The 26,465-nt window shown below is 66.7% G+C and carries 29 protein-coding genes and 1 tRNA gene; 24 read left to right on the forward strand and 6 right to left on the reverse strand.

Going from position 1 to position 26,465, the window contains the following annotated elements; all coding sequences use genetic code 11:
* Nucleotides 1-3 precede the first annotated feature (3 nt).
* Genes M9955_17295 through M9955_17330 form a run of 8 tightly spaced genes read left to right on the forward strand, consistent with a single transcriptional unit; the run spans nucleotide 4 to nucleotide 8,721 of the window.
* Nucleotides 4-414, forward strand: coding sequence for an integrase (locus M9955_17295; protein MCO5083399.1), 411 nt, complete (start codon nucleotides 4-6; stop codon nucleotides 412-414).
* Nucleotides 411-1,337, forward strand: coding sequence for a baseplate J/gp47 family protein (locus tag M9955_17300; GenBank protein MCO5083400.1), 927 nt, complete (start codon nucleotides 411-413; stop codon nucleotides 1,335-1,337). The genes M9955_17295 and M9955_17300 overlap by 4 nt, the downstream gene beginning before the upstream one ends.
* Nucleotides 1,334-2,467: a phage tail protein I gene (locus M9955_17305; GenBank protein MCO5083401.1), complete on the forward strand. Its 1,134-nt coding sequence runs from the start codon at nucleotides 1,334-1,336 to the stop codon at nucleotides 2,465-2,467. The genes M9955_17300 and M9955_17305 overlap by 4 nt, the downstream gene beginning before the upstream one ends.
* A gap of 3 nt (nucleotides 2,468-2,470) precedes the next feature.
* Nucleotides 2,471-4,828, forward strand: coding sequence for a hypothetical protein (locus tag M9955_17310; protein MCO5083402.1), 2,358 nt, complete (start codon nucleotides 2,471-2,473; stop codon nucleotides 4,826-4,828).
* Nucleotides 4,828-6,840, forward strand: a complete 2,013-nt coding sequence (locus tag M9955_17315) for a hypothetical protein (protein ID MCO5083403.1) — start codon at nucleotides 4,828-4,830, stop codon at nucleotides 6,838-6,840. Before M9955_17310 ends, M9955_17315 begins: the two co-directional genes overlap by 1 nt.
* Nucleotides 6,837-7,337: a hypothetical protein gene (locus M9955_17320; protein MCO5083404.1), complete on the forward strand. Its 501-nt coding sequence runs from the start codon at nucleotides 6,837-6,839 to the stop codon at nucleotides 7,335-7,337. The genes M9955_17315 and M9955_17320 overlap by 4 nt, the downstream gene beginning before the upstream one ends.
* Nucleotides 7,337-8,008, forward strand: coding sequence for a hypothetical protein (locus M9955_17325; GenBank protein MCO5083405.1), 672 nt, complete (start codon nucleotides 7,337-7,339; stop codon nucleotides 8,006-8,008). Before M9955_17320 ends, M9955_17325 begins: the two co-directional genes overlap by 1 nt.
* Before the next feature lie 8 nt (nucleotides 8,009-8,016).
* On the forward strand, nucleotides 8,017-8,721 hold the full coding sequence (locus M9955_17330; GenBank protein ID MCO5083406.1) for a DUF4376 domain-containing protein: 705 nt from the start codon (nucleotides 8,017-8,019) through the stop codon (nucleotides 8,719-8,721).
* Between the two features lie 18 nt (nucleotides 8,722-8,739).
* Here M9955_17330 and M9955_17335 read toward each other — a convergent pair whose 3' ends face one another.
* A complete protein-coding gene (locus tag M9955_17335; GenBank protein ID MCO5083407.1) occupies nucleotides 8,740-9,081 on the reverse strand; it encodes a hypothetical protein in 342 nt (113 codons plus the stop codon).
* A 153-nt stretch (nucleotides 9,082-9,234) separates the two neighbouring features.
* Between M9955_17335 and M9955_17340 the strand changes: the two genes are divergently transcribed.
* The 12 genes from M9955_17340 to M9955_17395 all read left to right on the forward strand — a co-directional run bounded on the left by M9955_17340 (nucleotide 9,235) and on the right by M9955_17395 (nucleotide 19,379).
* Nucleotides 9,235-11,061 carry a hypothetical protein gene (locus M9955_17340; protein ID MCO5083408.1) on the forward strand — a complete coding sequence of 609 codons (1,827 nt, stop codon included), beginning with the start codon at nucleotides 9,235-9,237 and terminating at the stop codon, nucleotides 11,059-11,061.
* A 15-nt stretch (nucleotides 11,062-11,076) separates the two neighbouring features.
* Nucleotides 11,077-11,628 carry a phage major tail tube protein gene (locus tag M9955_17345; protein MCO5083409.1) on the forward strand — a complete coding sequence of 184 codons (552 nt, stop codon included), beginning with the start codon at nucleotides 11,077-11,079 and terminating at the stop codon, nucleotides 11,626-11,628.
* A 10-nt stretch (nucleotides 11,629-11,638) separates the two neighbouring features.
* A tRNA-Met gene (locus M9955_17350) sits at nucleotides 11,639-11,715 on the forward strand.
* A gap of 127 nt (nucleotides 11,716-11,842) precedes the next feature.
* Entirely contained in the window at nucleotides 11,843-12,370 is a 528-nt protein-coding gene (locus tag M9955_17355; GenBank protein MCO5083410.1) for a phage tail assembly protein, read from the forward strand.
* A gap of 145 nt (nucleotides 12,371-12,515) precedes the next feature.
* Nucleotides 12,516-14,855: a phage tail tape measure protein gene (locus tag M9955_17360; protein MCO5083411.1), complete on the forward strand. Its 2,340-nt coding sequence runs from the start codon at nucleotides 12,516-12,518 to the stop codon at nucleotides 14,853-14,855.
* Nucleotides 14,852-15,310, forward strand: coding sequence for a phage tail protein (locus M9955_17365; GenBank protein MCO5083412.1), 459 nt, complete (start codon nucleotides 14,852-14,854; stop codon nucleotides 15,308-15,310). The genes M9955_17360 and M9955_17365 overlap by 4 nt, the downstream gene beginning before the upstream one ends.
* Entirely contained in the window at nucleotides 15,307-15,525 is a 219-nt protein-coding gene (locus M9955_17370; GenBank protein ID MCO5083413.1) for a tail protein X, read from the forward strand. Before M9955_17365 ends, M9955_17370 begins: the two co-directional genes overlap by 4 nt.
* A gap of 3 nt (nucleotides 15,526-15,528) precedes the next feature.
* Nucleotides 15,529-16,542 (forward strand): hypothetical protein, encoded by a 1,014-nt coding sequence (locus M9955_17375; GenBank protein MCO5083414.1) that lies wholly within the window; start codon nucleotides 15,529-15,531, stop codon nucleotides 16,540-16,542.
* A 130-nt stretch (nucleotides 16,543-16,672) separates the two neighbouring features.
* Complete coding sequence (locus tag M9955_17380; GenBank protein ID MCO5083415.1) at nucleotides 16,673-17,497, forward strand: DNA adenine methylase; 825 nt, start codon at nucleotides 16,673-16,675, stop codon at nucleotides 17,495-17,497.
* A 152-nt stretch (nucleotides 17,498-17,649) separates the two neighbouring features.
* Nucleotides 17,650-17,862 carry a hypothetical protein gene (locus tag M9955_17385; GenBank protein MCO5083416.1) on the forward strand — a complete coding sequence of 71 codons (213 nt, stop codon included), beginning with the start codon at nucleotides 17,650-17,652 and terminating at the stop codon, nucleotides 17,860-17,862.
* A 302-nt stretch (nucleotides 17,863-18,164) separates the two neighbouring features.
* On the forward strand, nucleotides 18,165-18,569 hold the full coding sequence (locus M9955_17390) for a chromosomal replication initiator DnaA (GenBank protein MCO5083417.1): 405 nt from the start codon (nucleotides 18,165-18,167) through the stop codon (nucleotides 18,567-18,569).
* A gap of 3 nt (nucleotides 18,570-18,572) precedes the next feature.
* Nucleotides 18,573-19,379: a DUF6456 domain-containing protein gene (locus tag M9955_17395; protein MCO5083418.1), complete on the forward strand. Its 807-nt coding sequence runs from the start codon at nucleotides 18,573-18,575 to the stop codon at nucleotides 19,377-19,379.
* A 3-nt stretch (nucleotides 19,380-19,382) separates the two neighbouring features.
* Here the strand turns inward: M9955_17395 and M9955_17400 are convergent, their stop codons facing one another.
* On the reverse strand, nucleotides 19,383-19,808 hold the full coding sequence (locus tag M9955_17400; protein ID MCO5083419.1) for a SufE family protein: 426 nt from the start codon (nucleotides 19,806-19,808) through the stop codon (nucleotides 19,383-19,385).
* 68 nt (nucleotides 19,809-19,876) lie between these two features.
* Nucleotides 19,877-20,251 (reverse strand): DUF5330 domain-containing protein, encoded by a 375-nt coding sequence (locus tag M9955_17405; protein ID MCO5083420.1) that lies wholly within the window; start codon nucleotides 20,249-20,251, stop codon nucleotides 19,877-19,879.
* A gap of 449 nt (nucleotides 20,252-20,700) precedes the next feature.
* Between M9955_17405 and M9955_17410 the strand changes: the two genes are divergently transcribed.
* The 3 genes from M9955_17410 to M9955_17420 all read left to right on the forward strand — a co-directional run bounded on the left by M9955_17410 (nucleotide 20,701) and on the right by M9955_17420 (nucleotide 23,693).
* Nucleotides 20,701-22,479: a HAMP domain-containing histidine kinase gene (locus M9955_17410; GenBank protein MCO5083421.1), complete on the forward strand. Its 1,779-nt coding sequence runs from the start codon at nucleotides 20,701-20,703 to the stop codon at nucleotides 22,477-22,479.
* Nucleotides 22,454-23,257, forward strand: a complete 804-nt coding sequence (locus M9955_17415; GenBank protein ID MCO5083422.1) for a peptidoglycan-binding protein — start codon at nucleotides 22,454-22,456, stop codon at nucleotides 23,255-23,257. The genes M9955_17410 and M9955_17415 overlap by 26 nt, the downstream gene beginning before the upstream one ends.
* Before the next feature lie 88 nt (nucleotides 23,258-23,345).
* The gene (locus M9955_17420; protein ID MCO5083423.1) at nucleotides 23,346-23,693 is read left to right on the forward strand and encodes a DUF1491 family protein; all 348 of its coding nucleotides are present in this window, start codon (nucleotides 23,346-23,348) and stop codon (nucleotides 23,691-23,693) included.
* A 5-nt stretch (nucleotides 23,694-23,698) separates the two neighbouring features.
* Here M9955_17420 and M9955_17425 read toward each other — a convergent pair whose 3' ends face one another.
* Entirely contained in the window at nucleotides 23,699-24,652 is a 954-nt protein-coding gene (locus M9955_17425) for a hypothetical protein (protein MCO5083424.1), read from the reverse strand.
* A 398-nt stretch (nucleotides 24,653-25,050) separates the two neighbouring features.
* Here M9955_17425 and M9955_17430 point away from each other — a divergent pair, with 398 nt between their 5' ends.
* Nucleotides 25,051-25,239 carry a hypothetical protein gene (locus M9955_17430; protein MCO5083425.1) on the forward strand — a complete coding sequence of 63 codons (189 nt, stop codon included), beginning with the start codon at nucleotides 25,051-25,053 and terminating at the stop codon, nucleotides 25,237-25,239.
* Nucleotides 25,240-25,255: 16 nt separating this feature from the next.
* Here M9955_17430 and M9955_17435 read toward each other — a convergent pair whose 3' ends face one another.
* Together M9955_17435 and M9955_17440 are read right to left on the reverse strand one after the other, a co-directional pair.
* A complete protein-coding gene (locus M9955_17435; protein MCO5083426.1) occupies nucleotides 25,256-25,801 on the reverse strand; it encodes a DUF1254 domain-containing protein in 546 nt (181 codons plus the stop codon).
* Complete coding sequence (locus tag M9955_17440; GenBank protein ID MCO5083427.1) at nucleotides 25,794-26,378, reverse strand: DUF1214 domain-containing protein; 585 nt, start codon at nucleotides 26,376-26,378, stop codon at nucleotides 25,794-25,796. The genes M9955_17435 and M9955_17440 overlap by 8 nt, the downstream gene beginning before the upstream one ends.
* Between the last annotated feature and the right edge of the window lie 87 nt (nucleotides 26,379-26,465).

Here is a 26,465-nt window from a genome sequence, read left to right on the forward strand (position 1 = left end):
CGCATGGCGCGTGCCATCCGATACAGGGTCGACATCGACCGCAGGACAGGCGCGGTGCTTGTAGGCATCCCCGCGCTGCTGCAGGCGCTCGACGTCATCTGGATGACCAGGACGAACCTGCGCGTCATGCTGCTCGACTTCGGCTCGAACCTGCGCTCCTGGCTCGCGGAGGATCTGACGCCGGCGCTGGCGCTGCAGATCTACGGCGACCTCGCCTCGACGGCGCATCGATGGGAGCCTGAGTATCGGGTCAGGGAGTTCCAGTTCGTGCGCATGAGCCAGAGCGGCACGCTCGGGCTGAAGCATGGCGGGCTGTATTTCCCCGAGGGCCGTTTCGGCAATTACGACATCGCCATCCCGCTCAACGCCACGCCGCGCAATCTCGGCCGGTATATCCCGGAACTGGCGGCATGACCGACTACACCGCCGAGACGCTCGATCTTTCCCGGCTGGATCTCGGGCCGCTGTTCGACCTCGACTATGAGGCCTGGCTGCAGGCCCGCATGGCGAAGTATGTCGAGATCTGGAACGGCAAGCGCGCGATCGACCCGACGCTGCCCGAACTCGACCCGGCGCGCCTGGAGGCGTCGACGCGGCAGATCATCCAGGAAGAAGCGGCCGACGCCGACACGAAGATCATCGCCATGATCAACGATGCGGCGAAGGCCTTGCGTCTCGCCCAGGCGAACAGCGACGCCCTCGACCATCTCGCGACCACTTTCCACCGGACCCAGCGCAAGGTGCTGATCCCGGCGACCGAAAGCACCGCCGCCGTGATGGAAAGCGACGACGATCTGCGCAGCCGCGCCCAGCTCGCGCCCGAGGCGCTGGCGGATCTCGGGCTGACCGCCGGCGGCTACATCTATTTCGTGCGCAGCGCCTTCGCCGCGCAGATCAAGGGCGTCCGTCCGATCCGGCGCGGCGGCGGCGCGGTGGAGCTGCGCCTGCTCGGCCGGACAGGCAACGGGCATGTCGACAGTCCGCTGCTGGCGGAGGTCATCCGGGCTTTCCAGCCCGAGGATATGACGCAGTCGACCGACATCCTCACCGTGTTCTCGGCGGAGATCGACGAGCTGGTGCCGGAGATCCGGTTGCGCATTCCACGAGGGCCTGATCCGGAGGAGGTCAAAGCAGCGGCCCGCAAGTCGCTGCTCGCCTATCGCGACGACGTCCACAGGATCGGCGCCAGCGTCTGGCTCGAAGCGCTGGCTGCAGCCGCGAAGGTCGGCCCGGTCATCCGGCCGATCGTGGTCTATCCGACCGCCCATGTCATCGGTGCGCCGGAGCGGGCGCCGTGGCTCGCCGACTTCGTCCTGACGACGGAGGTGGCGTCATGACCGTCTTCGTTCCTCAGCTTCCACGGCCGGCGGCGTTCGAGCACACGCATTCACTGGTCAACGCCTGGTTCAAAGCGCAGCTGGCGCTCTATGCGGAAACGCTGCGGACGCTCTGGTCGCCCTGGGATTGCCCGGTGGACATGCTGGACGAGCTGGCCTGGGCATGGTCGGTCGACTTCTGGCGCGACGAATGGATGGAGTTCCGCAAGCGCCAGGTCATTGCCGAAAGCCGCGCCTTCCATCGCCTCAAATCGACGATCGCGGCCGACCGCATGGCCTGCCGCTACGCCGACGCCGAGCTGATCTCCTACCACCTGCCGCGCGACGGCTTCGCCATCGGCCGGGGCGTGACGCCGGAAGCCTTTGAACGCTGGGTGGCCGGCTTGCCGGAGATCCGCGTCTACCAGTTGCCGCCGCGCGAGAACAGGCAGGGCGACCGCATCGTGCCGCTCGTCGTCTCCGGCGAGACTACCGGCACGGACGGCGAGACGCTGTCCGACATCGAGCGCGTCTCCGTTCCGAAGCCGCCGGCCGCGACGCTGGCGGTCGGTCGCGGGCCGTTCTCGCTGCCGATCGGCAAGGCGCCGTCGACCCGCCGCGTCTTCTCCTTCCGCTGGCGGCCGACGTCGCGCGATCCGTTCGACCTGGTGCCGGGCGTGCCGTCGCTGATCCCGGTCGAGGCGACGCCGCGCAAGGTCGGCCTCTTCCGTCCCCATCGGCCGTGGCGCTTCGTCGTCGGGCGCACGCCGGTGACCGGCTCCTTCGGCTATCCGCGCCCTGACGACTGGTATCTGGCGCTCCGCGTCGCGGACGGCTCGGGGCCTTCCGGCACGCGGCCGCGATCGGGCGCCATCGGCCGCGATCGCCTGCCGCGCGAGCGCTATTCGAAGGAACTGGCGGTGCTGCTCACGCGGCCCGCACGGCGGGGCTTTCCCTTCGCCTCCGCCCGCATCGTTCCGTCGCCCGACGCCAAGGTCGCCGACATGCTGGAGGCGATCGCCTCGGCGCAGGCGCTGCGCGACCAGGTCGCCGTGAACTTCAACGTGTACCGGCCGCTCACCGTGGCCGACCTCGACACCGTCACCGACGAAACCCGCGTCGGCGACTACCGCCTCATGACCAGGAGATAGAGCATGTTCCGTCGCGTCGTCGCCGAGCAGGACCAGCATTTTCGCATTGACGATGTCACCAACCTCAACAAGTTCCCGCAGGAAGGCGCGGAGCAGACGACGAAGGACTGGCTGGGGACGCTGCGCTATCGCGGCCTGACCGTCGTCAAGGACAATTCCAACCAGGTCACCGTCGCGGTGGGCGCGGCCTATATCGACTATCGCCAGTTCGCGTTGACCAGCTCATGGCAGGTGACGCTGACCGACGAGAAGCCGCTGATCGCCGGCCAGAAGCGCGTCGTCATCCTTTGCGCGCAGGGCAGCCCGGACGTTCCCGCCCCGGCCGTCACGCGCGACAAGACCGTCGAGGTGCCGGACGGCAATGGCGGCTCGGTGGTGCAGGACACGACGCAGTCGACGGCGCCCTATGTCGAGAACAAGGTGCTGGTCGCCAAGGTCGCCGGCGGCCTGTCGACGCAGGAGGTCGAGCCCTCGGTGCCGGCGAACGTGGTGCCGTTCTGCCGCATCGTGCTCGATCTGAACGGCATCGTCGGCGATCCGGCCATGCTGACCGCGCACCGGATCAACACGGTGTCCGAGATCGACGCCATGCTCAACCAGGCGAACCGGCGCATCGACAATATGTGGGACGAGGTGCTGGCGCTGCGCAACGACGTCGTCGGCCTGCAGGGCTGGCTCCGCTCGACGGTCAGCCACGAGACGCTGGGACAGCTCATCTACGACGTCGCCACGCTCAAGGACATGCAGGACATCGACGATGCCGGCGCGCCCTACGCCATCGACCGTTTCGACAGGGCCAGCGAGAGCGCGACAGGGCACCCCGATTTCAAGGGCCGCGTCACCGACCAGGGCTTCCAGCTGCCCTACGCCAACGAGAACCGCTCGGCGCTGGCGCTCTACAACGTCAACGACCCGCGTTTCATGCACGCCAATGCCGGCGTGCTGTTCGCGGCCTACGATCCGGTCGTGGGCTTTGCCGTCCACTCCTCCGGCGACACCGCGCCGCTCGGCGGAACGGTAACGCAGACGCTCGAACTGGTGCAGATGACCCGGACGCGCGTCCGCGTCCGCTACGGCGGATATTTCCACTACCACTACCTCAACGTCGTGGCCTACCACCCGCTGCGCGGCACCACCGATGTCGTTCACCAGGTCTTCCGCAAGCACAACGAGGTGCTGGCCTATCCGGTCGGCTTCTTCGCCACGGCCTATCTGCTCTGGGCGTCGATCTTCCGGCCGCGCGTCATCGTCGACACCTATCAGGAGCCCTACGACGTCTGGCAGAAGTCCGACGTCACCATGAACGGCGTCATCAAGGCGCAGTCCTTCCTGCAGAGCCAGGAGCGATATGTGCCGGCGATCCGTCTCGGCATCACCGCCTGGGAGCCGGGCTCGGAGGTGACGCTGGCGCTTTGCGAGTGCCGCGAGGACGGCACTCCCGATCCGAAGAAGGTGCTGGCGACCAAGACGGTGGCGGCTGCGGCCTTCCAGAAGTACACGGCGGGCAATGTCGACAGCATGACCCGCTTCGCGTTCGCGGTGCCGGTGTTCACCAAGCGCGCGCGCTTCGCCGTCATCTCGTCCGTGACCGGGCAGGTGACGATCGCGCAGGCGTCCGGCGATCGCTTCCTTGGCGGCAACAATTTCGAGAGCACGGACGGCAATCTGTTCGTGGCCTCGATCCTGAAGGATTGGGCCTTCGCCGTCGAATATTGCAACTTCCGGCTGACGTCCTTCGAGGGCCGTCTCACCAACCTCAACCTCGACGGCGGCATCCAGAACGTCGACATCGTGGTGCCTGCCACCATCCCCGACAACAACAGCGCCAAGTTCCGCGCGTTCAGCACGGGGTCGTGGAAGCAGGTGGCCGAGGTGCCGGAGGACCCGAACGCCGTCGCCGCGGAGACGGACGAGGTCTTCGGCAACGGCCTGACCGCCACCTACGACTTCCAGGTGGTGCTGTCGGGCAACGAATGGGTCATGCCGGTGCTCGACCTCGGCAACTCGGAGGTGACGGTCTTCCGTTCCGACGACGACTGGCACCATGTCGGCATCGTCCGCGACGTGCCGTCCGGCCCGACATGGGTGCGGGTCCGGGCGCGCGCCCGCATCGCCGGCTACGATCCGGCCCGCCACACGCTCGACGCCTGGATACAGCATGGCGCGACGCTGGCGACGCAGACCCTGAAGGACGGCGCGCCCACCATCACGCCGGTGCCGGGCAACAATGCCGTCGATGTCGAATGGACCTTCACCGCCGATCCGGCCGACAACAAGTACCAGCTCCACGTCACCGGCGCGACGAACAACATCGCCTTCCCGCTGACCATGCTCCAGATCTACTCGACGGTTGAAGACTAATGGCGAAGAACCCGGCCGAGAGGTTCGCGGCCAGCACCGCGAACCTCCGGCAAGCCCTCAGTGCTGCTTTCACCGACGTCCACGAGCGGCTGATCGCCAGCGAGACGAGCGTTGCGTCTCTGCTCGCAAACCAGTCGGACGTCGTGGACAGCCTGGTCGGGCAGATCACGCAGAACTTCTCGGAACTGTTTACCTCGGCCGACGAACTGGTGACGGCGATCCGCAACGCGGACTTCCTGACGGCCACGACGGCGACGCCGGTGACCTTCACTGTCGGCGCGGAGGCGACGCTGCTGCTCGACGCCGGCGACAGCTTTCCGTTCGTGCCGTCGTCGGTCGTCGGCCTTTCGCTGCCCGACAACATAGATGACTACGCCTTCGCCAGGGTGACGGCGTGGGCGCCGTCGACGCGGTCGCTGTCGATCGAGATCTTCGCCGCCTCCGGCGCGGCCGGCCCGCACACCGGCGTCGCGGTAGAGATCGCGGCGATCAACACGCTCGCGATGGAGGCGATGCGGGCAGAGATCGAGGCCAAGCGCGCGCTGATCCAGGGCTATGCGACCCAGATCGCCATAGACCGGGGGCTCATCCATGACGACATGGAGGCGATCGACGACGATCGCGCCGCGATCGCGGCCGACAAGGCCGCCATCATCCTGCTCAAGGCCGCCGCAGAGGCCGCAGCCGCAGCCGCGGCGACCTTCGATCCGGCGAATTTCTGGACCAAGGCGCAGTCCTACTCGGCCGCGCAGATCGACGCGCTGCGCAGCCTCGACCGCGATCCGCTCGACCGGCTGGCGATCCAGCCCGTCAGCTATCTGGATTTCAGCGGCGATTATGCGGTCGCATCCGGATGGTTCACGCGCTCGGGGAGCGCGCTTTCGCGCAAGGTCAACGGCCTGCTGGCTTCCGTCGCGGCCAATACGCTGCGCATCGACCATGCCCAGGGCAAGGTGAAGGGCGCTCTGCTGGAGCCGGCCGCGACCAATCTGGCATTGCACAGCCAGGACCTGTCGGACGCGGCATGGGCGAAGGTCCGGTGCTCGATCTCGGCCAATACCGGCCTCGCATCGGACGGCGCCACGACGCTCGACAAGATCGTAGAGGACGGCACGGCCGGCAACACCCATGTCGCCGAGCAGAGCGTCAACTTCGGCTCGGCCGGCTACAAGACCATCAGCGTCGAGGCGCAGGCGGGCGAGCGGACATGGTGCTACCTATCCGCCTTCGACAGCACGTCGGCCACCGTGGCAGGCGTCTATTTCGATCTCGCCAACGCCGTGTTGGGGACCGTCGTCTCCGGCAGCGGCGTGATCGAAAGGCTCGACAACGGCAACTGCCTGATCAGCGTGTCCGGCAACTTCGCGGCCGGCACCGGCGGCGTGGACATCATGCTTGCATCAGGCGACGGCGCGGCCGTCTACAGCGGCAACGGTTCGTCGGGCACATATTTCGGGGAGGTCCAGGTCGAGGACGGCCGGGCCGCCACCTCCCGCATCCGCACGGCCGGCGCGACGGCCACCCGCAACGCCGACGTCCTGACGATCTCCGGCACGGATTTCTCCGAGGACTGGAACGCGCTGGAATGCAGCGTCGTCATCGACTTCGAGGTCCGCACCAGTCTCGGCGCGTCCGTCGCCTACATCTGGTCGATCACGGACGGCACCGGCGGCAATCTGCTCGGCCTGCGCATCAACGGCGCGACCGGCAACCTTGAGCTGATCGTCCTTCAGGCCGGCAGCGCCAACGCCTACCTGCCGGTCTCGGCCGTCGCGCCGGGCCAGCGCCATCGCGTCGCCGCGTCGTTCGCCAAGGACGCCTACCACGTTTCGCTGAATGGCGGCGCGGTGCAGTCCGACACAGCCGGCGCCATGCCGGCCGGGCTCAGTCAGGAGTGCATCGGCCATCTCAACGGCGGCACGCATCTTTATGGCGGCGGCCATATCCGTCGCCGCGCCCGCTACGGCAAGGCGATCCCGGCCGTCGATCTTCCGAAGGTGTCCGCGCTATGACGAACCGGATCGCGACCGCGAAGAACGCCGGGCTGTTTTCACCCGGCCTCTGGCAAAGGGTGTTCGACACCTACCGCAAGGGCGAGGCGGACGCGCTGCTGGCAGCGCGCATCGCCACCTCGGCGCTGGCGGCGATCGGCGACGTCCGCGCGGCCGCCGCCGGCAAGGTGCTGACCGCCGACCTGCTGGAAGCCGCGAGCGCGCCGGTAAGCCTGACCGACGCCGCCACCATAGCCATCGACTGGGACGCCTTCCTCTTCGCCGATGTCACGGTGACCGCGAACCGCGCCTTCGGCAACCCGACCAACGTCCAGCCCGGCACCAGCCGCTCGATCGTGGTGAAGGGCAGCACGTCGACCATGCGCACGCTGTCCTATCCGTCGAACTTCAAGGGCGCGCTGCCGGTGCAGACGGTGAACGACACGAGCTGGCTCCTGCTGGTGCTGTCGGCCTACACCACGTCGCACGTCATCATCTCCTACGCGCGGGCGCTCTGATGTTCGGCCTGCCCGCGCCGCTCGTCGAGGCGAAGCCGTTCGTCGGCGCTGTCGGCACGCCGGCCGAGGGCTCCGGCACGTCCGTCAGCGTCAGCCCGCCGGCGGCGCACCGGCCGGGCGACCTGCTCGTCTACGGCATCTCGACCGAGGTCGGCTTCGCCACGGAGGCGAGCGGCTACACCGATCCGCAGGGCAGCTCGGGCAACGGCGTCGGCGCGGCCAGCGCGCGCGTCAACGCGCTGCTGAAGACGGCCGGCGTGTCTGAGGGCGCCGTCAGCGGCGGCCTCGGCTCCTCGCATGTGCTCGAACAAGTCCTCGCGCTGCGCGACGTCGACGCCACGCCGAACGCCATGGGCAAGGCCGGCGGCAGCGGCGCGACCGTCAATTTCCCGACGATCACGACGACGGTCGACGGCTGCCTGATCCTGCTCGTCGCCGCCCACACGCTGGCCAGCCCGATCTCGGCCTGGGCGGGCGCCAATGTCGGTAACGGCATCTCCAGCATCGCCGAGATCGCGAACAACGTGACGCTGGTCGATGACGACGGCGGGCTGGCCTTCGCCATCGCCTATCAGGAGAAGGCGGGTGCGACCGGAACCTTCACCGCGACGCTGGCCTCCAGCTCGAATTGGGGCGGCCACATCTACGCCTTCAAGCTCGCCGGCACATAGGAGACACCATGCCGCTTTTCCGAGAGACCGAACCCGAAACCTTCGTCCAGTGGCTGGGCGAGCCTCTGTCGACCACGCTGCAACGCGAGGTGCCGGTGCTGGACGGCGAGGGCGAACCCGTCGTGGACGACGACGGAAAGCCGCTCATGGAGATTGAGGACTATCTGGACGACGTCCGTCATCCGCTCGCCGTCGAGCAGCTCTGGAGCGACGAGGAGTTGCTGGCGATCGGGCTTTACCGGCCGGCGGCCGCCGATGCGGTCCCGGAGGGCAAGAGCGTGATCGCGACTGGCGTCCAGCGCGTCGCCGGCGTCGTGAAGTATTTGCATGAGCTGGCGGACGCTCCAGCGCCAACGGCCGAGCAGGTCGACATGGAGCGCGATCGCCGCGTTGCAGGCGGCTTCGACTTCTCGGGAGTGCGCTACCAGTCGCGTCAGGGCGACCGCGAGAACATCGCCGGAGCATCGGTCGCGGCGCTCGCCGCGATGATGGCCGGCGTCCAGCCGGGGAACCTGCGCTGGCATGGCGGCGATTCGGATTTCGCCTGGATCGCCGAGGACAATAGCCTCACGCCGATGGACGCCCAGACCATGTTCGTGTTCGGCCAGGCCGCCATGGCGCACAAGCAGCGGCTCATCTTTGCCGCGCGAGCGCTGAAGGACGCCGATCCGATCCCGGCCGACTACACCGATGATGCTTGGTGGACCGCGTGAATCCAGCGGAAAGGATGATCAGTTGCCGCCGAGAATCTCGCCGCGTCGGGACACTGGCAAATCGTGTAGATGCATTCTCAAGGCCTCGATCGCGGTGACTGCAGCTTCGCGCTCGGCCGCGAAGGCGCTTTCGTTCTGGGCGATGGGCAGCCTGCGGCTGTAGCCGTCCGCGACCGCATCGCAAGCCTCGACGACGCGTCCGGCAAGCTGCTGCGCGGTGGAATCCGCATTAACCCAAACAAGCGCATTTTCCACGTTCGCGCGTGCATTCTTCCGCAGCGACTTGGGCGAAAGAAGGTTCGATTGCTCGACATTCCTTCTCAGGATGTTCAATATCGGGTCAAAGCTGCGGCTGGCCATTTGTCTCCTACGTTGCAAAAGGCGGCAATGCGGCGCATCATTTCGAGATTCCTCACATACGGCAAGTAGGGCTGACAGCTGTCAGCCACATGCTGCTCATCCGACCCTGCCAATGTCCGGTGAAACTTCGTCACCGTTCCGCAGGGTCTTTTCATGGCTGGTGCAACCACGAATTTCGTCGGCGTACGCGTCTTCACGGATCTGACCGGGACGCTCGCCAGGATCGACACGCGCGACGGCACCATCATCGGCCTGACCGGGCCGATGCCGCTGGCCGACGCCAGCGTTTTCGGCCTTAACGCCAAGGTCCGCTTTACCACCGACGACGCGGCCAGGGTCCTCGCCATGGGTGCGGGCCTGATGCAGGACGCCATCAAGCAGATCGGCTCCGAGGGCATCGTCACCACCGTCCAGGTGGTTCGCACACAGCATTCGACGCTGCTCGACGCCAACGCCAGGCGCGCCGCCGAGATGTCGGCGGTCGTCGGCTCGGCCGCTCTGCACACCGGCGTCTGGGCGCATGCGCAGGTCGATGCGGACGGACGCTATCCCGGCCTTCTGATCAGCCCCGGAAATACCGAACACCGGCCGACCACGGGCGTCGCCGGCATCACGCTGTCGGATGGCGGCGAGGATTACACCGAAGCGCCAACTGTCGAGATCGTCGGCGGCGGTGGTGCTGGCGCGACCGCCATCTGCTCCATCAACGAGGCCGGCCAGGTCGAGGCGATCGCGATTTCCAACCCCGGCGTCGGCTATCAGAACAGCGCTGCCAAGGCGACGGGCGAGATCACCTTCGTTTCCAACCCGGTCGCCGACACCACGGTGACGATCGCCGGCACGGCGGTGACCTTCAAGGCGTCAGGCGCGGCCGGCAACCAGGTCAATATCGGCGTCGACCTCGCCGCCACGCTCACGGCGCTTGCGCTGATGCTGAACGGCTCTGCCGATGCCGGGCTCGTGACCGTCGACTACACCGCGACCCCGACGAGGCTCCAGCTCACGGCCGCTGCTGCCGGCGCGGCGGGTAATGCGATCGCGTTTTCCACCACGGTGGCGGGCGCCACCGTTTCCGGCGCGACGCTCGCCGGCGGATACGATGCGCCGTCCGTCGTTTTCTCGGGCGGAGGCGGAAGCGGCGCGACCGCCACGCTGACGCTCGGCACCGTGCGCAACCCGGTTATGGTGGCGATGGATGCAGTCGCCACGCGCCTGATCGACTGCTTCCCGATCGGCGACGCCGACCAGTCGAGCGAGGCGGCAGCCAAGCAGTGGGCCATGGACTTCAAGCTCTCGACCAACGTGCAGGGCATGTATCCGGCGGCGATCGTCAATCTCGGCGCCGGCAACGTCACCCGCCCCCTGTCTCCGCATGTGGCCGCCGCCATCGTGCGGCGCGACAAGGAAGCCGGCAACCCCTACAAGGCTGCCTGGAACCGGCCGCTGAAGGGTATTCTCGGCACCTCCGTGCCGATCGGCTACACGGACGGCGATCCGAACTCGCAGGCCAACCAGATCGTCCAGGCCGGCCTCGGGACCGTCATCGAGGGCAATCTGTTGTGGTCGCCCTATACGACCGCGACCGACCCGACCACGATCGGCTACCGCTCGCTCAAGATGATCCGCACCCGCCGCACCGCCGACAAGGCCATGCTGCGGCCGATGCGGAAGTACATGGCCAGCGATATGAGCCCGCACGAGGCGACGCAGGTCTATCTGTCGCTGGACGCGTTCTACAGCGACCTTTTGGTGCTCGGCCCGATCGTCGGATACGAGATCCTGTGGTCGCCGACGATGAACCCCGGCGAGCTGCTTCAGGCGGGCGCCATGCGCGTCAAGGTGCGCTACGCCGAGACGCCCGACCTCACCGACCTGCAGATCTACAGCGAGACGATGCCGGAAGCCTACGACGCGCTCGCCGCCGCCATCGCCGCCGCCATCAACGCACTCGGCCGACCCAACATCCGCGTCGCGGCCTGAAGCTAGGAGCCTTCCATGGACAATATCATCCGGGGCAAGAACTGGTACTGCGACGAGATCAACATGCGCCTGCGCGCCGACTCGACGAAGCTGCCCGTGCTAAGGCGCGAGATGGTGCAGTACATGCTCGGCGGCGGGTTTTTCGGTATCGAACTCCCCGCAGAAATCCAGCCGCTCACGGCCGAGATGTCGCTCAACGCGACGCCACCCGAAATCCGCTCGCGCTTCGGCCGCGAGCCGGGCGACTGGACCACGATCACCTACTACGAGAGCCTGCTCAACGTGTTTCCGAACAGCGCCAACGGCAGCTCGACCGGCGCGACCACGGGCGGTCCGAAGCTCAAGGGACGCGTCGTCATCCTCAAGGGCCTGTTGAACGAGGTCGAGCAGCCGAGCGTGAAAGGCATCAAGCCGGATGGCCCGGCACGACTGCGCTGGTCGAGCATCATCCAGTACCAGGACGTGGTCGACGGAACGACCGTCCACAAGTTCGACGTGCAGAACAACACGCTCATCATCAATGGGGTGAACTACACGGCCGAGCACAACAGGCTCATCGCGGCGTGAGCCGTGGTCTCGCGGGATAGCTCAGCCTGGTAGAGCACGAGGCCCATAACCTCGCCGTCGGCGGTTCAAATCCGCCTCCCGCAACCAGAATAAAAGGGGAAGCCGCTGCGCCCCGTATTTCGGACCCGAGGCCCCCAGGCGGCACAAGCCGTGTCAGGGCGGGCCTCCCAGCGGACAGCCGGGCGGGAGACCGGCACCTCAACGCGAGACCCTCATGACCAAGAAATCCATCACGATCCAGACGCCGGTCACCCTCGATCCGAAAGGGCCGACCGTCTCGGAAGAAATCCCGCTGCCGCCCGAGCATATGTGGGCGGAGCTGGAGAACGGCGCGACGCCGGAAGCGCCGGCGGCACCCGCAGAAACACCCGCCGCGTCGGCCGCGACGGCCGCCCGGCCGGTCGTCAAGGTGCCGGTGCGCGAGGTGGCCGAGCTGGAATTCACCGGCGCGAAGAAGCCCTGGCGGGACATTCCACTGGAATATCCGTTCCCGTTCGGCGGGCGGGAGGTCACCGAGATCCGCGTGCGCCGGCTGACGGTGAGCGAGGTTGGGGACCTGCTTGAGACTGTACCGGATGACCGGCCCGATAATTTTGACATCTATGCCGTGATGGCCGGCCTTCCGGCGCCGGTGCTGCGCGGGCTTATCGACGTCGACGGTGAGCGGGTCGTGGGGGCCTGCTGGGATTTTTTGCCCCGATCGTTCCGTCCGGCCCAGGCGCCGGCGGACGTGTCGTCATAGAGCTGCGCGACTGGCGGTCGTTCATGGCGCGCATCTCGCACACGCTGAATACGGCGCTGCCGGACCTGCTCGCCTTGTATTGGGACGAGGCACTGCTGTGGTGGCCGCACGCCCGCGCCATCCATGAGGAACTGAGGGGCCGTCCATGAGCGATCTCGACGTCGCGCTCCGCCTTCGCTTGGTCAACCAGCTCTCGGGGCCGGCCGAGCAGGCCGAGCGCGACCTGAAAGAGCTGCATCAGGCGGCCGAACGCCTCGGCCGGACGCGCGGCGGCGATCAGCTCGGCGCGGAAATCCGCAAGATCGGCGCTGCAGCCACCGGCGCGAAAGCCGACGTCGCCTCGGTCGGCGCCGAGGCCGATCAGCTGCGCCGCGCCCTCGGCCGGCTGAACAGCACGGCCGGCATGTCGGCGGTCGGCGTCGATGCCGAAACCGCCAAGCGCAAGATCGGCGAGGTCGGCAGCGCCGCCAGCGAGTTGCGGCGGCAGCTCGGACGCCTCAACGACACCGGCGGCATGAGCGGGCTGAAGGGCGATGCCGACGCGGCAAAGCGCGCGCTCGAAACCATTGGAACGGGCGCGAGGGAAGCCCGGCAGAAGATCGAATGGCTGGACGCTGCGCCCCTCGACAAGCTGAAGGGCGAGGCGGCGTCGGCCGAGGCGGCGATCAAGGAGATCGGCCAGGCCGCAGATGCCGCCCAGGGCAAGCTCAAGGGGCTCGGCACCGGACAGCCGGCTCCGGGTACACGGCCCGGCGACGTCGTGACGCCGCACCCGGACGCGCGGCGGCGTGTCGGCAAGGTGACGGGCGGCGTGGAAGGTTTCGTCGACCGCTCCGGCCTCGACGCCTACGTGCCGATCGGCGTTGGCATCGGCGCGGGCTATCTCGTTGGCGGTGGCGCCGGCGCTGCCGCCATGGGGGTCGGCCGTTCCTACAAGCGCTTTGCCGGTGATGACCGGGAGACCGAGTACATCCTCATGAACATGGGCGTGTCGGAGGCCGATTCGGACGAGCGCCGGAAACAGGTGCGCAACATCGCCCGCGATACGAAGGCTCCCTACGCCAAGGTGATCGCGGGGCTCGACACGCTGGCTGCGACTGGCCAGCCCGTCAACGACGTCATGGACCTGCTGCCGCCGGTGATGCGCACGGCAATGGCATCCGGCGCGGAGCCTTCCGACGTCGCCAAGGCGGCGTTCACCATGAGCACCAAAATGGGCGTCGCACCGAAGGACATCCAGCAGGCGCTCGATCTCATGGTCGCGGGCGGCAATGCCGGCATGTTCGAGGTGCCGGCGATGGCGGCCAAGCTGCCCGACATCCTGACCTATGCTTCGGGCGCCGGTTTTAAGGGGTTGGAAGGACTGAAGAAGGTCATCGCCCTGATGCAGGGCGCCGCCGAATCGACCGGCGGCAACACCGATGCCGCCGCCACCAACCTGCAGAACGTCTTCGCGAAGATGCGCTCGGAGGAAACCGAGCGGAATTTCAAGGAGTACGGCGTCAACCTGCCGAAGGCGTTCAAGACGGGCCGAGCGGAGGGAAAGGATGATATCCAGATCCTCTACGACGCCGCCATGAAGGCGTCCAAGGGCGGCAATCCCGACATCCTTGCACGGCTCTTCACCGACATGCAGGCGTTCCTCGGCTTGCAATCACTGATCCAGCAGCGCGGCAAGATCGAGAGCACCGAGGCCGAGCTGGCGGAGGCGGGCGGCACGTCGCAGCGCCAGTACGACCGCATCAGGAACGATCCGCAGGCCTCGCTCGACAGTCTTGCCAACGCCACCGATCGGGCGTCCGTCGCGCTGGGCGGGCTGGCGGACAAGCTCGGCATGACGCGCGAGATAAACAATCTCGCGGAAGGCACCGAAAACCTGCTCGACGATCCGGCCCGCCAGTTGAAGCTGCTGCTGCTCGGACCTTCCGGCACGACGATGCGCGACCTCTGGGACAAGATCTTCGTCGGATCCGCCCATGCACAGGAGCGCGAACGCGACGACAGCCTGTCCGGCTACGTCGCCACGCCCGGCGCAGGCGGCATCCATGCCGCGACCGGAGCCGACGCAGCCGAAATCCAGAATCTCAAGCAGAAGCTCGGCGCGCCGATGGACGCTGCGGCCGAGCAGTCCATGGACGGCTACAACAAGGCGCTGCAGGCCGAAGGCCAGGAGGCGGTCAGCATCGCCCAGAGCATCGCCGACAGCATCCGGTCCATGCTTGGCTTCACCGTCTCGCCGACCATCCAGCCGCGTCTCGTCGCGCCGGGCGGTGGCGGACAGGCTGGCGGCGCCGGCAATGGCGGCGCCCCGCGCGGTGTCGGCGGCAGGCAGACGGCGTCGGCCTCGCCGGGCGTCACCGTGAACAACAACATCCGGACGTCGAATCCGCAGCTCGCCGCGCGCCGGTCCCAGGCCGAAGCCAATCGCCGCGTGCGCCTGGCGCAGTGGAATGGCATCGGCGACATGGGGAACGCGTTCGGATGAGCGTCTTTCGGCCAGTCGGAGCCCTGTTCTCGATCGGCGGCGCCGTGCTCTACACGGTCGGCGGCCTCAACCCGCAGCGCGTCCGCAAGGCCAGCGAAAGCCGCGTGCCCGGTCACGCAGTCCAGGGCGGCATGGAGTATCAGAAAACGGGCATGGGCGAGCGCGCCATCACGGTCGAGGCGCGCACCGTGCCGCAGGTCATGGGCGGGCTGGACGCGTACGCCATCCTGGAGGCGCAGCACGAGATGCAGGCCGAGGTGCCGTTCATCCGCCTGCACGGCAATTACCTCGGCATCAGCGGCGGCCTGGTCCTGATCCGGTCGCTCGACGCGGACGAGGATCGGCCGCATCCTTTCGACGGCGTCGGGCGCGTCGTCGACGTGACCATGGATCTTGTGCAGCTGCCGGGCCTCGGCGGCATCGCCGTACCCGACCTCGCGAGCCTGCTGCGATGAGCGCCTACACCGTCGAAGCTCTTGACGGCGAGCGTCTCGATCGCATCGCCCGCAAGGTTTACGGCACCGAGAAGAACGGCACGGTGGAAGGCTTGCTCGCCGCCAATCCGGGGCTTGCCTCCCACGGCACCATCATCCCGCTCGGCACCGTCATCCGGACGCCCGTCGAACTGGCGGTGAAGCCGGCGACAACCTACCAGCTGGCGTGGGAGTAGGGCATGGCGCGGAAGCCGATCGTCCAGATCCTGACGCCGAGCGGTGCCGATCTCGTCGGCCGCCTCGGCAGCAACCTTGCCGGCGTCACCATCGTCGATCAGGCCGGTGGCGAGAGCGACACGATGGAGATTCGTGTCCGCGTTCCGATGCCCGCGCCGGCGGGGCCGGCCAAGGGCATGAAGTATGCGCCGCTTGTCGGCTGGGAGCTGGGCGGCATGCGGCCGTCCGGCGTCTACACCGTCCAGACGACGTCGCTCGGCGGCGATCCGGACAGCGGCTACGAGATGACCATCTCCTGCCGCGCCGCCGATTTCGTCGACAAGCTGAAGGAGGTCGACAGCGAGCATTTCGACGAGATGACCGCCGGGGCTATTTTCTCGCGCATCGCAGCCAGGGCCGGCACCACGGCGATCGTGGATCCGGAGCTGGCCTCGATCCAGATTCCTTACCGGCTACGCTGGAAGGAGCCGGCCGGCGAGTTCGCCGAGACGCTCGCCCAGGAGCTGGGCGGCACTATCAAGGTCGCCGGCGGCAGGATGGCCGTGCTCAAGCGCGGGGCGGGCCGGGCGGCTTCGGGTGCGCTGCTGCCGCCGATCCGGATCGACTTTGCGTCGTGCCACCGCTTCGACGTCTCGATCGAGCAGCGCGGCCTGTTCGCCGAATCGGATGGCGGGTGGTTCGACTTTGAGGACGGCATCGAGAAGCTGGAGCAGGGCAAGGGCCTCGGCTCGGCAAGCCGCTATCTGCCGGTGCACATCTTCTCGACCCAGCCGCAGGCGAAGCTGGCGGCCGACGCCGGCGGCCGTGAGGAAGGCCGCAAGAGCATCTCGGGCAGCTTCGACGTCGCCGGCAACCTCTCCGCCACGGCCGAGGCGCCGGTCATCTGCAGCGGCTTCGGGCCGGACATCGATGGCGCCAGCATGGTGGCCGCCTGCGTCACCCACGAAATCACGTTCGACGAGGACGGGGGCTGGATCACGACCGTCGAGGTAGAGGCGAAGGAGGCATCATCGTGAATTGGTAGCAGCGGAGGCCGCGTCGTTTCGCGGCTGCGGGTCCGGCGCCAACCAAGGCCCGCATGGCTAGCTCAACGCATCATCGCCACCCCGGCGGCCGAGGCCGCAGCGGCAAGGTGGCGCGAGTCGGATGCAGGACACCATGACGAAATACGAGATGCGGGACGTTATCCCCGTCAAGCCCGCCGCACCTTGGGTTGGCGGCAAGAAGCAGCTGGCAAGGCGGCTTGCCTGGATGATCGAGGCCGCGCCGCACGATGCCTATGTCGAGGTCTTCGCCGGCATGGCCGGCGTGTTCCTGAAGCGTCGCCGGGCGCCGAAGACCGAAGTCATCAACGACCTCAACCGCGATGTGGCGAACTTCTTTCGAATCCTGCAAAACCACTACGAGGCGTTCATGGACATGCTTCGGTGGCAGCTTACGAGCAGGGCCGAGTTCGAGCGCTTGAACGGCATGGATCCTGAGCGCCTCACCGATCTTCAGAGGGCAGCGCGCTTCCTTTACCTGCAGAAGACGGCCTTCGGCGGCAAGGTCGCCGGCCGGAGTTTCGGCGTCTCCGACAATGGCGGCCGCTTCGACGTGACCAAGCTGGCCGAAATCCTCGCGGCCGTGCACGAGCGCCTCGCCGGCGTCGTCATCGAGTGCCAGCCCTGGTTGAAGCTGATCGACCGCTGGGACCGGCCGGGCACTCTCTTTTATCTGGACCCGCCTTACTACGGCACGGAGCACTACTATGGCCGTGGCATGTTCGAGCGGTCGGAATTCGAGGCGATCGCGGCCCGTTTGAAGACCCTTCGAGGGGCCTTCATAATGACTTTGAACGACCTTCCAGAGGTCCGCGCGATCTTCGACGGCTTCTCGATCGAGCGCGTCGAACTCACCTATACCGTCGCCGGCAACAACAACGCCAAGCACGCCGGCGAGATCATCATCACGGGAGGCGGCGGTGCCTGACACCCGGCGCTGTAGGACATGCGATGACGAGGGTGTCGTGACGGACATTCTCGGCAATCCACGGCCGTGCAGCCGGTGTCGCTCTGACGACTTCCATGCGTGGTATCGAGCCCGTGTCGAGACCGAGCGCAAACGAGACGTGAGGAAGGAAAGTGCCTAGCTATCAGCGTTGCACCTATTGCGGGTCGAGCCTGCATCCGGCGAGCCATTGTCCGGGGACATGGGAGGGCAGCATGCGCCGCGCCGATCTCCGCTGCCACTACTGCGGCGGCACCGACCACAACTATGAGGGCTGCACCAAGCATGCCGGCGGCGGCAGGATGAAGGGCGCGGTCAGGATCGGGGACCGGTGGCGGCGACGCTAGCGCTGCCGCCGCGTGCTACAAAACCAAGTGTCCGAGGTGTCAAAACCAAGTGTCCGGCTACAACGATCTCCTGTTGAAACGCGTGCATTCCCGTTCTCCTGTCGACTTGCATCGCAGGATGATCGCCCGGCTTTCGGCGGCGGGGAGAAAAGTTGCCAAAAAATTCCAGCGGAAAAGAAAAGAAACAAAATATATCAGATAGTTAGATTTCCACGGCGATTCATTTTGTTCTTATTTTGTTCCCATGTGCCGATGAAGCCCTTATAAGAAATCCTTCCTATCGGTGAAGGAGTTCGTTGGCGGTGGCGGCTGCGGTTCGGAGGATTGAAGTGGAGGGGCCGCCGGCTGACAGTCCGGCTGCCGGAACGGGGGTCCTGCTCCGCAAGGAAGAGATCGCGCTCGAACTGTGCGAGGGGATGACCGACCTGGCCGCGGCATTTTTCAACGTCTCCAGCAAGGAGATGCGCCGGCCGGGCCGCTCGGCTCTGGAGGTCTCAAGGGTCCGGCAGGTGGCGATGTATGTCGCTCACGTCACCCTTCGCCTGACCATGGCGGAGGTCGGCCGCGGCTTCGGCCGGGACCGCAAGACCGTTCAATATGCCTGCCACACGGTCGAGGATCTGCGCGAGGATCGCGAGTTCGACGGGATCATCAGCCAGATGGAGCGCGTGGCGACAGCCATGCTCGGCAATCGTACCACGGGGTGAAAGATGACGGAGACAGCGGAGATCAGCAGGGACATGCGTCGCGTCGCGCGCTTCATCGGGACGGGCAAAGCCTCGGCCTCACGCGCCGCGAGCGCGCACATGATGCTCATCGAGGCAGCCGACAAAGGCGCGATCTCGGTGCCCGGAAGGGTGATCGAGATGATGGTCGGCAACAGCCTGATCGAGGCCGGCGGCGGAACGCTGACTCTCACCCCGGCCGGGCGCGCGCTCGATGCGAGCCCGCGAAGCGCGGACGTGGTGCCGGAAGGCATCGGCGATCTGGCGCTGATCGTCGTCAACGACGGTTCGGGCGGGCAGCAGACGATGGTCGACCTTTCGGAATCGCCGCTCGCGCAGATCGCGCGTCACCGCACGCGCGACGGCAGGCCGTTTCTGGACGTCGGCGAGGTCAATGCAGGCGAGCGACTGCGTTCGGACTATACGCGCGGACAGATCATGCCGCGCCTCGGGGCCAACTGGATCGCGTGCGTGGCATCGGGCCGTCGCGCCGGCGCCGGCGGCTCGGTGGAACTGACCGAAGCAGCGCTCGCGGCTCGCATGCGCGTTGAAAGGGCGATCGCCGCCGTGGGGCCGGAGCTTTCCGGCGTGCTGATCGACGTCTGCTGCTATCTCAAGGGCCTGGAGCGGGTGGAAGCCGAACGGGGCTGGCCGGTGCGGTCGGCGAAAATCGTGCTCAAGTCCGCTCTCGGAGCGCTGAACCGCCACTACGATCCCCGCGCGGGCCGTTCCATGCGACCGCGAGCGCTTCACTGGGGAACGGAGGATTACCGCCCGAGCATGAACGGCTGAGCGTCAGGCCGCAACGCCCAGCGCGACCTGCGCGTCGCGCTGGATGCGCCTGACCATCGACCGCAGACCGTTGGAGCGCTGCGGCGTCAGATGTGCGTCGAGGCCGAGTTCGCGCAGCGTGGCCTCGGCATCCGTCGCGAGGATCTCGCTGGCGCGCCGGCCGGAATAAAGCGCCAGCAGGATTGCCACCAGGCCGCGAACGATATGCGCATCGGAATCGCCGTCGAAATCGAGAACCGGGTCGGCGCCCTCGCCGCGTCTCGTATTGAGCCAGACCTGGCTGACGCAGCCCGGGACCTTGTGCGCGTCGTCGCGCGCCGCCTCGGGAAAGGGCGGCAGCTCCTGGCCGAGCTCGATCACATAGCGATAGCGGTCCTCCCAGTCTTCGAGGAGGGTGAAATCGTCGCGAATGGTGTCGATGGCCGTCATTATGATGCGCATATAGGCCTGAGACGCGTCAGCGTCACCAAAAATGCGATTCGGGGGAGAGTGCAGGCCTATTCGGTCGGGCGTGCCGTTGGCAGAACCATTTCCTCGGCAGGCAGCACGCTGCCGGTCGGGATGTCATCCGTCTCGACCGGCTTTCCGGCTGTCTGCTGCGCGTCCGCCTTGCCCTCGTCGAGCGTCTCATAGGCGATGCGCGACACCTCGCGGGCGCGGACGCCAATGGTGGAGATGGCCGAGCGGCCCGTCTCGCATACGGCCGGCTTGCGCTCGCACATGCCGGCGATGTCCGTCACGGCCTCGCCGGCGGCGATGATCGCCTCGATGGCGTTCACCTGCCGCTGTCCTTCATTCTGCCCGGCGCTGTCCAGCGGCAGTGCCAGCAGCACCAGAGAGAACCAGAAGGTGGTCCGGATCAGAAAACCCATGCCCGTTTCCTCATGCCGCGTCCCCGGCGGCATACGTCTTTTCCCTGGCATCACCTTCGCACGAACGCACAAAGCAAGTGTTGCGGGCTTGAGGCAAATTTTTCGGGAATTTGATTCGAATTTTACCGATTCGGTTTGCGCGAAAATTCGCCGCAAATGCCGGCGTCGGAATTGACGTTTTCGAAACCATCCAACTCATTGTAATAATTCGCGAAATTTTTGCGCCTAGGCGACTGTGGGCGGATGCGGCGCAAAAATGCCGGACGTGCGCGCCTAACCCGTCGTTTACCATGCGCGGAAAAGGCCGCGCCGGGCGAGGCCCGATCCCCAATATTTGCCGCAGCGCGGGCGTCAAATCGTCGGGCCTTATCCATTCTTTAAAAGCTGGATGCGAGGTTCAGAATTAACCAAGAGGACCCGGCGAGCGGGCGTGTCGCGAGTGCGTTGAGTTGAATCCTGTCCCGACCAGATACGACGATCTGTCGAGCGCGATTGCCTCGGCCTGCGATCGTTTCGTGCCTCCGCAGGTGGAGGGCGAAGAGGCCCGGCTCCGGACCCGCCGCCTTGTCGGCGTGATGCTTTTCGCCCCTATACTGATCGCCGCTTCTGCGGTGGCGCTTTTCAGCAACCATCTGGGCGCTTCGGCGACCCTCGCGACGGTGCTTTTCATCTTTGCGGCGAGCTGGCTCGGCGTGCTGGCCGCCGCAAACATGGGAGCCGGCCGCTGGCTGGGGCCCATAGCGCTGTCTTGCGGCACCGCGATCGCGGCCTCGATCCTGTTCGCGGCGGGAGGATTGGCATCGCCGGCTGCCCTGCTGCTCCTCGCCCTTCCGATCGAGGCGTGCTGGGTGGCGCGCAGCCGTGTCGCCGCCATAGCGGGCGGGGTTGCGGTGGCGCTCGCCGGCGGTCTCGGCGTGATGGCCGATCTCATGTGGCCTTCGATGGCGGGTACGGCGGCACCGTGGCATTGGCTCCTGCCGCTGGCCTATGCGGCGACGGTTCTGCCGCGCGTCCTCAGGCCGGCTGCCCTGACCGTCGGGCCGGATGAGTTCCTCGCAGTCGACCGCGCCGCGGCGATCTGCGGGGGTATGGTGCTGGAACTGGCGCGCGGCGGCGATGTGGTCGGCGTGCGCGGGGGCGACGAGACCGTGTCCGGCCTGACCGCCGATCTGGTGCGCGGCGCCGGGCTGTTCGAGCGCATCCACGTCGCCGATCGTGTCGGCTATATGTGCGCGATGAGCGAAGTGCGCGATGGCCGGAGCAAGGCGGCGGCCGCAATCCGGCTGCGGGTGCCGCGAAGCGCCGAGACTGTCGGCCCCGACGACTATCAGCCTTTCGCCATCGAACTCCATGCGACAGGCGAGGGCGGCGGCTTCATCGCCGTGCTGCGCGACAACGCGGAGATCGAAGGACTGCGCGCCGCACTTCACGACGCGAAGGAGGAGAACGCGGCGCTCGAGGTGGCGAAAGGCCGCTTCCTGGCGGCGGTCAGCCACGAGCTGCGCACCCCTCTCAACGCCATCATCGGCTTCTCCGACATATTGCTGCATCGCGAATTCGGCGGCTTCATAGACCAGCGCCAGCGCGAATATGCCGAACTGATCAAGGAATCCGGCCACCATCTGCTCGGTATCGTGAACTCGATCCTCGACGTATCGAAGATCGAGGCAGGCACCTACGCGATCCAGACGGAGGCCTTCGCTTTCGGTGAAGCGGTCGACATGTGCCGCTCGATGATGTCGCTGCAGGCCGAGAAGAAGCGCGTCGATTTGCGCACGGAGATCGGCCGCACCATCGGCGACATTGTCGCCGACCGTCGCGCGGTGCAGCAGATCCTCATCAACCTCGTCTCGAATGCCGTAAAATTCACGCCGGAAGACGGTTCGGTGACCATCGGGGCGCGGCGCGTCGGCTCGCGCCTGCATTTCTGGGTGGAAGACACCGGCATCGGTATTTCCGAGGAGGATCTGGAACGCATCGGCAAGCCGTTCACGCAGGTCCGCAACGACTATACGCGGCAATTCGAGGGCACCGGACTTGGATTGTCGCTGGTGAAGGGCCTGGTCGCCCTGCATGAAGGCACGATGTCGATCGAAAGCATGCCGGGCGAGGGGACCAAGGTCGCGATCAGCATGCCGGTCGAAGGTCCGAGGAAGGCCAGCAACGACAGCGCGCCTGCGGCTGCGCCGCAAGAGGTGAAGCATGACACGCTCCGCAAAACGGCCTAAACGCCAGCCGGAGCCATCCCGCCCGCTCGCAGCGGCGGCCTCGGGCGTGGCGGGCGCGATCTCGCGCAACCCGGCGCTCGTCGGCGGCTCGACCGCGTTTCTCGTCGCGCTTTCCTTCGTCTCGGCGAATGCGCTCTGGTACCAGCCCTTCGCGCATCCCGACGCGTTCTTCTCGACCCGCGAGATCGAGCATGGAGAGGCGCTTCCCAGGCTGTCGGAAACGACCATCAACATCGAACGGCCGGAAGAACCGGTGGTGCGCAAGATCGAAGGCGATCCGGTCACCAAGTCCGTTCAGGCCGTGCTCAAGGAGCTCAATCTTTATCAGGGGACGGTCGACGGACTGTCAGGCCCGAACACGCGCAAGGCGGTCGAGGCTTACCAGCGCACGGTCGGGCTGCCGGTGACCGGCACGATCGACCAGACGCTCCTCGAGCAACTGGACACCAATCCGACCGCCGCCATCAATCCCGTACCGGCCGCCAAGCCTTCGGCGGCGGTCAAGCAGCAGCCGAAGCGGGCTTCGATCGAGGATATCATCTCGGAGCCGCTGGCCGCGCGTTTCGAGGGGCCGGACAATTCGGAAGCCGGGCGGATACGCAAGCTGCAGGCGGGTCTCAAGCAATCCGGCCGAAAGGACATCGAGGTCGACGGGATAATGGGCAGCCGCACCCGCTCCGCGATCGAGGATTTCCAGGCCAGGAACGGCCTGCCAAAAACCGGCCTGCCGGATGAGGCCGTGTTCGCGGCCATGCGGAAAAAGGGCCTGATCGACTGAGAGCCAATTCTGCTCGGGTTTGGCAGCGAATTGTCGAACGGGCTCCGGGGCGCTTGCATCCGCACGCGCGGCGTCGCACATCGGCCTGATGCGTCTCACCACCGACTTCTGGGTATCCGCGCTCATGCGCAACGTCTTCAGGCAGGGCGGCTTCGCGGCCATCGTCCGCCGGGGCGCGACCGAGGCCGGCGCGGTATTCGTGACGGTGCGTAACCGGCTTGGCCAGACGACGCTCTACGGCCCGGCGCCGCAGGCAAGCTACGACAGCGCCCGGCCCGAAGACCGCCTGTTCTCGGTATTGATGCGCGACGAGGAGGGCGAGGCGGTCGAGCAGCGCCTTGCCAGGGAAGCGCGGTTCGATCCCGACATATGGGTGGTTGAACTCGAACCGGGTGATCGCGACGCGGCGGAACTTATTTCCATCGCGCCGTCATAGGCGCCTCACGAGGCGCGCAGATGATCGGGCTTCTGCGGCTTTTCGTCGGAATTGCTAGCGGCCGGCGGCTGGGCGCGCAGGAAGTGACGCGCCGCCGTTTCGGCCCGCCAGCCGCGCAGCATTTCGAGTGCGGCTTCCCGGTGGAGCAACTGATAGCGCTCGACGAAAAGGCGCACGGCTTCCGCATGCGAAAAGAACGTCGGATAGATCGCCGAGGTGATGAGATAGGCCTGTTCGTCGTTTAGCCCGACCGCTTTCAGGGCGGCGATCAGGCTGCTGTAGCCGCCGCTCGTCGTGATGTCGCGGGCGATCGAGAACTCGATGTCCAGTGCGTCGGCCAGCGCCGTCTGGAAGAAAGCCGGATTGCCGGTGAGGGCGGTCATCTTCAGGCGCGCGAAGATCTTCTCGCGGTGTCCCGTCTCGGGCGCAGCAGGGCCGGGCAACCGGGCGGCCGGAACCATGAAGCCGCGCAGGCGGTCGCGCATGCGTTCGGCCGCTTCGCCGGACGGCTGGGGCTGCGGAGCGACCGGAGGCTGCGCGCTCGCGCTTGCGGGTTGGACGAGTTCCAGCGTCGGGCGCTGCGGGCGGATGTCTCGCAACATGGGGGCCTCCTCTATCTGTTCGTTGACGGGCGTATGCTGCGCTTCGAGCGCGCGGATGAGCGCGGCGATCGTAGGATGCAGATGGTCGCGGCGCGCGATGGCGCGCGCATGGGAAAGGCCGTGGCGCCCGATCAGCGCGATCAGGTCGATGTCGGTCAGCGCCTTGCAGCGGATGAGCAGCGGCGCGGAGACGTCAACGCTCTCGTCGCACAGCCTGTGGATCAGCGCGTTGGAGGTCTGGGCGGCATCCGAGAGCGCTGCCGCGGCGAAGCGCTTCGCGTCCTTCGGCTGCGCGTCGAACAGCCGGAGGCCGAGTTCCTCGAACTGCGCGATCTCGCTTCGGCCGGGACGCGTCAATGCACAGAAAGCGGAGACGGCAGCCCGGAAAAGGCGCTCCGACCTCTGCACTTTGCCCCTGACGGCAATATGTCTGAAATCAGCAGACGACACGCACGCTACGCCAAACGCTACACTCCCGCGCCGGTGCTGCCGAAGGCATCTCCCGCGCGTGGCGTCCAGACTAGCGCCGACCGGTTAGCGGACCGTTAACAGTGTGTTAAGGCGTGAGGCGGAATTCGAACGATGCAAGGATGCCACACATGCCCGCTGCGCCCCGGTCGCATCGCGCGCTTCTGCATTTTTCTGCAAATGAACGGTATCTCGTAAACCTGTCGTTAACCTGTGCGGCGCGTTGATGTCAAAAAGGGAGGCGTTGCGTTCTTTGCTCCGGTGAAACCGAGAGGGGTTTACGTAACATGGGCAAGGTCCTGTCTTTCCAGCCGAGACGCAAGTCGGTTTCGAAGCCGCTTGCAACCAAGCCATCCGCGTCGTCCGTCGTGATCTTTCCGGGAATCCGCTACGAGCGGCTGACGTCAGCGGAAACCGTCGCCTCGAAGCTCAGGCTTCCGGATCTCGGTCCGATGCCGTCGCCGGTGGCGCCATAGCGGCAACTCGCGGGGATCATTCGCGGCGGCAGATCAGGCCGTCGATGTAGCGTGTCATCTGCGGCGCCCAGCTCGCGTCCGGGACGAAGACGCGGACAAGCGCGATGCCCTGGTCGATATCCGCTTCGACGAACACCGACGACACCAGCGCCTCCGGCAACTCCTTGCGCACGTCGATCATCTGCGGCGGGGTGAGCACGACGAAATCGAGTTGTCCGCTCGTCGCCGTGCGGTCGTTGAAGCTGTAGATGTTCTGGCCGCTGCGGTCATAGACGGACACGGACCAGTAAGGCACGCGACCCGGCGCCGTGATGTGCGCATAGCCCTCCTCCAGGTCGAAGCGGCAGGCGGCAACATAGAACAGAGGATCGGCGGAACGGTGGATGACCTCGGCGGCGGCGGGCGTGCCGTCGATGCGAATCATCCGATAGAGCTCGCCGCGGCTCTCCAGCCGGGACCAGGCGTCGCGCTCCGAAAAATCGGGCAGGAGCAGAAGCACGACGATGTGGACGATGCCGGCGCCCACGAGACCGACCGCAACGGCATAAAGCAGCCTACGCATCGCAGCCCTGCCGGATGACCTGCGGCATCTCGATATCCGTCAGCGCGCTGCCGCCGGCGATCTGCGTGTCGTAGAGCGTCAGCACGATCGCCATGCCGCCGCTGCCCGATGTCGCGATCCAGTTGCCCGGCGCCGCCGAGCGGCTGAAATTGACGGAGACGACATTGCCGGGAAGGCGCAGAACCTGCTGCGAGTGCAGCGCCTGCGGGCGCTTGTCCTGCACGGGAAGCGGCGCCAAAGCCCCGTCGGCGGCGTGGAGCGTCCAGAAGCGCGCCGGCGGTATCGTGCCTTCGACCACGTACCGGCATTCGCGGCGCAGGCCGACGCCGGTCGAATCCGTCGTCGCGGTGAAGATCAGGCCTTCTGCGCGGCCAAGCGCCAGCTCGCCGTCGCGCGCCACGCGCGCCTTGGAATAGGGATCGGCGTTCGGGCTGCCGAGATCGGGAAAGCTCGTCCAGGGCCCGATGGAAAGCGCGCCGATGCCGTGTTCCAGACGCAGGAGGTACCAGACGCTGCCCGCGCCGCCGAAGATCGCGATCGCAACGGACAAGGCGGTCAGGAATATTGTGCGGAGCATGCGCGCGCCTTGCGGCCAGACAGGCCAGAGGCCCGGGACGGATCAGATACGGGATAACGTCTGGAATGCGGGAGGTGCAAGCGCCTT

The organism is Rhizobiaceae bacterium, assembly GCA_023953845.1.
GTDB lineage: Bacteria > Pseudomonadota > Alphaproteobacteria > Rhizobiales > Rhizobiaceae > Arvimicrobium.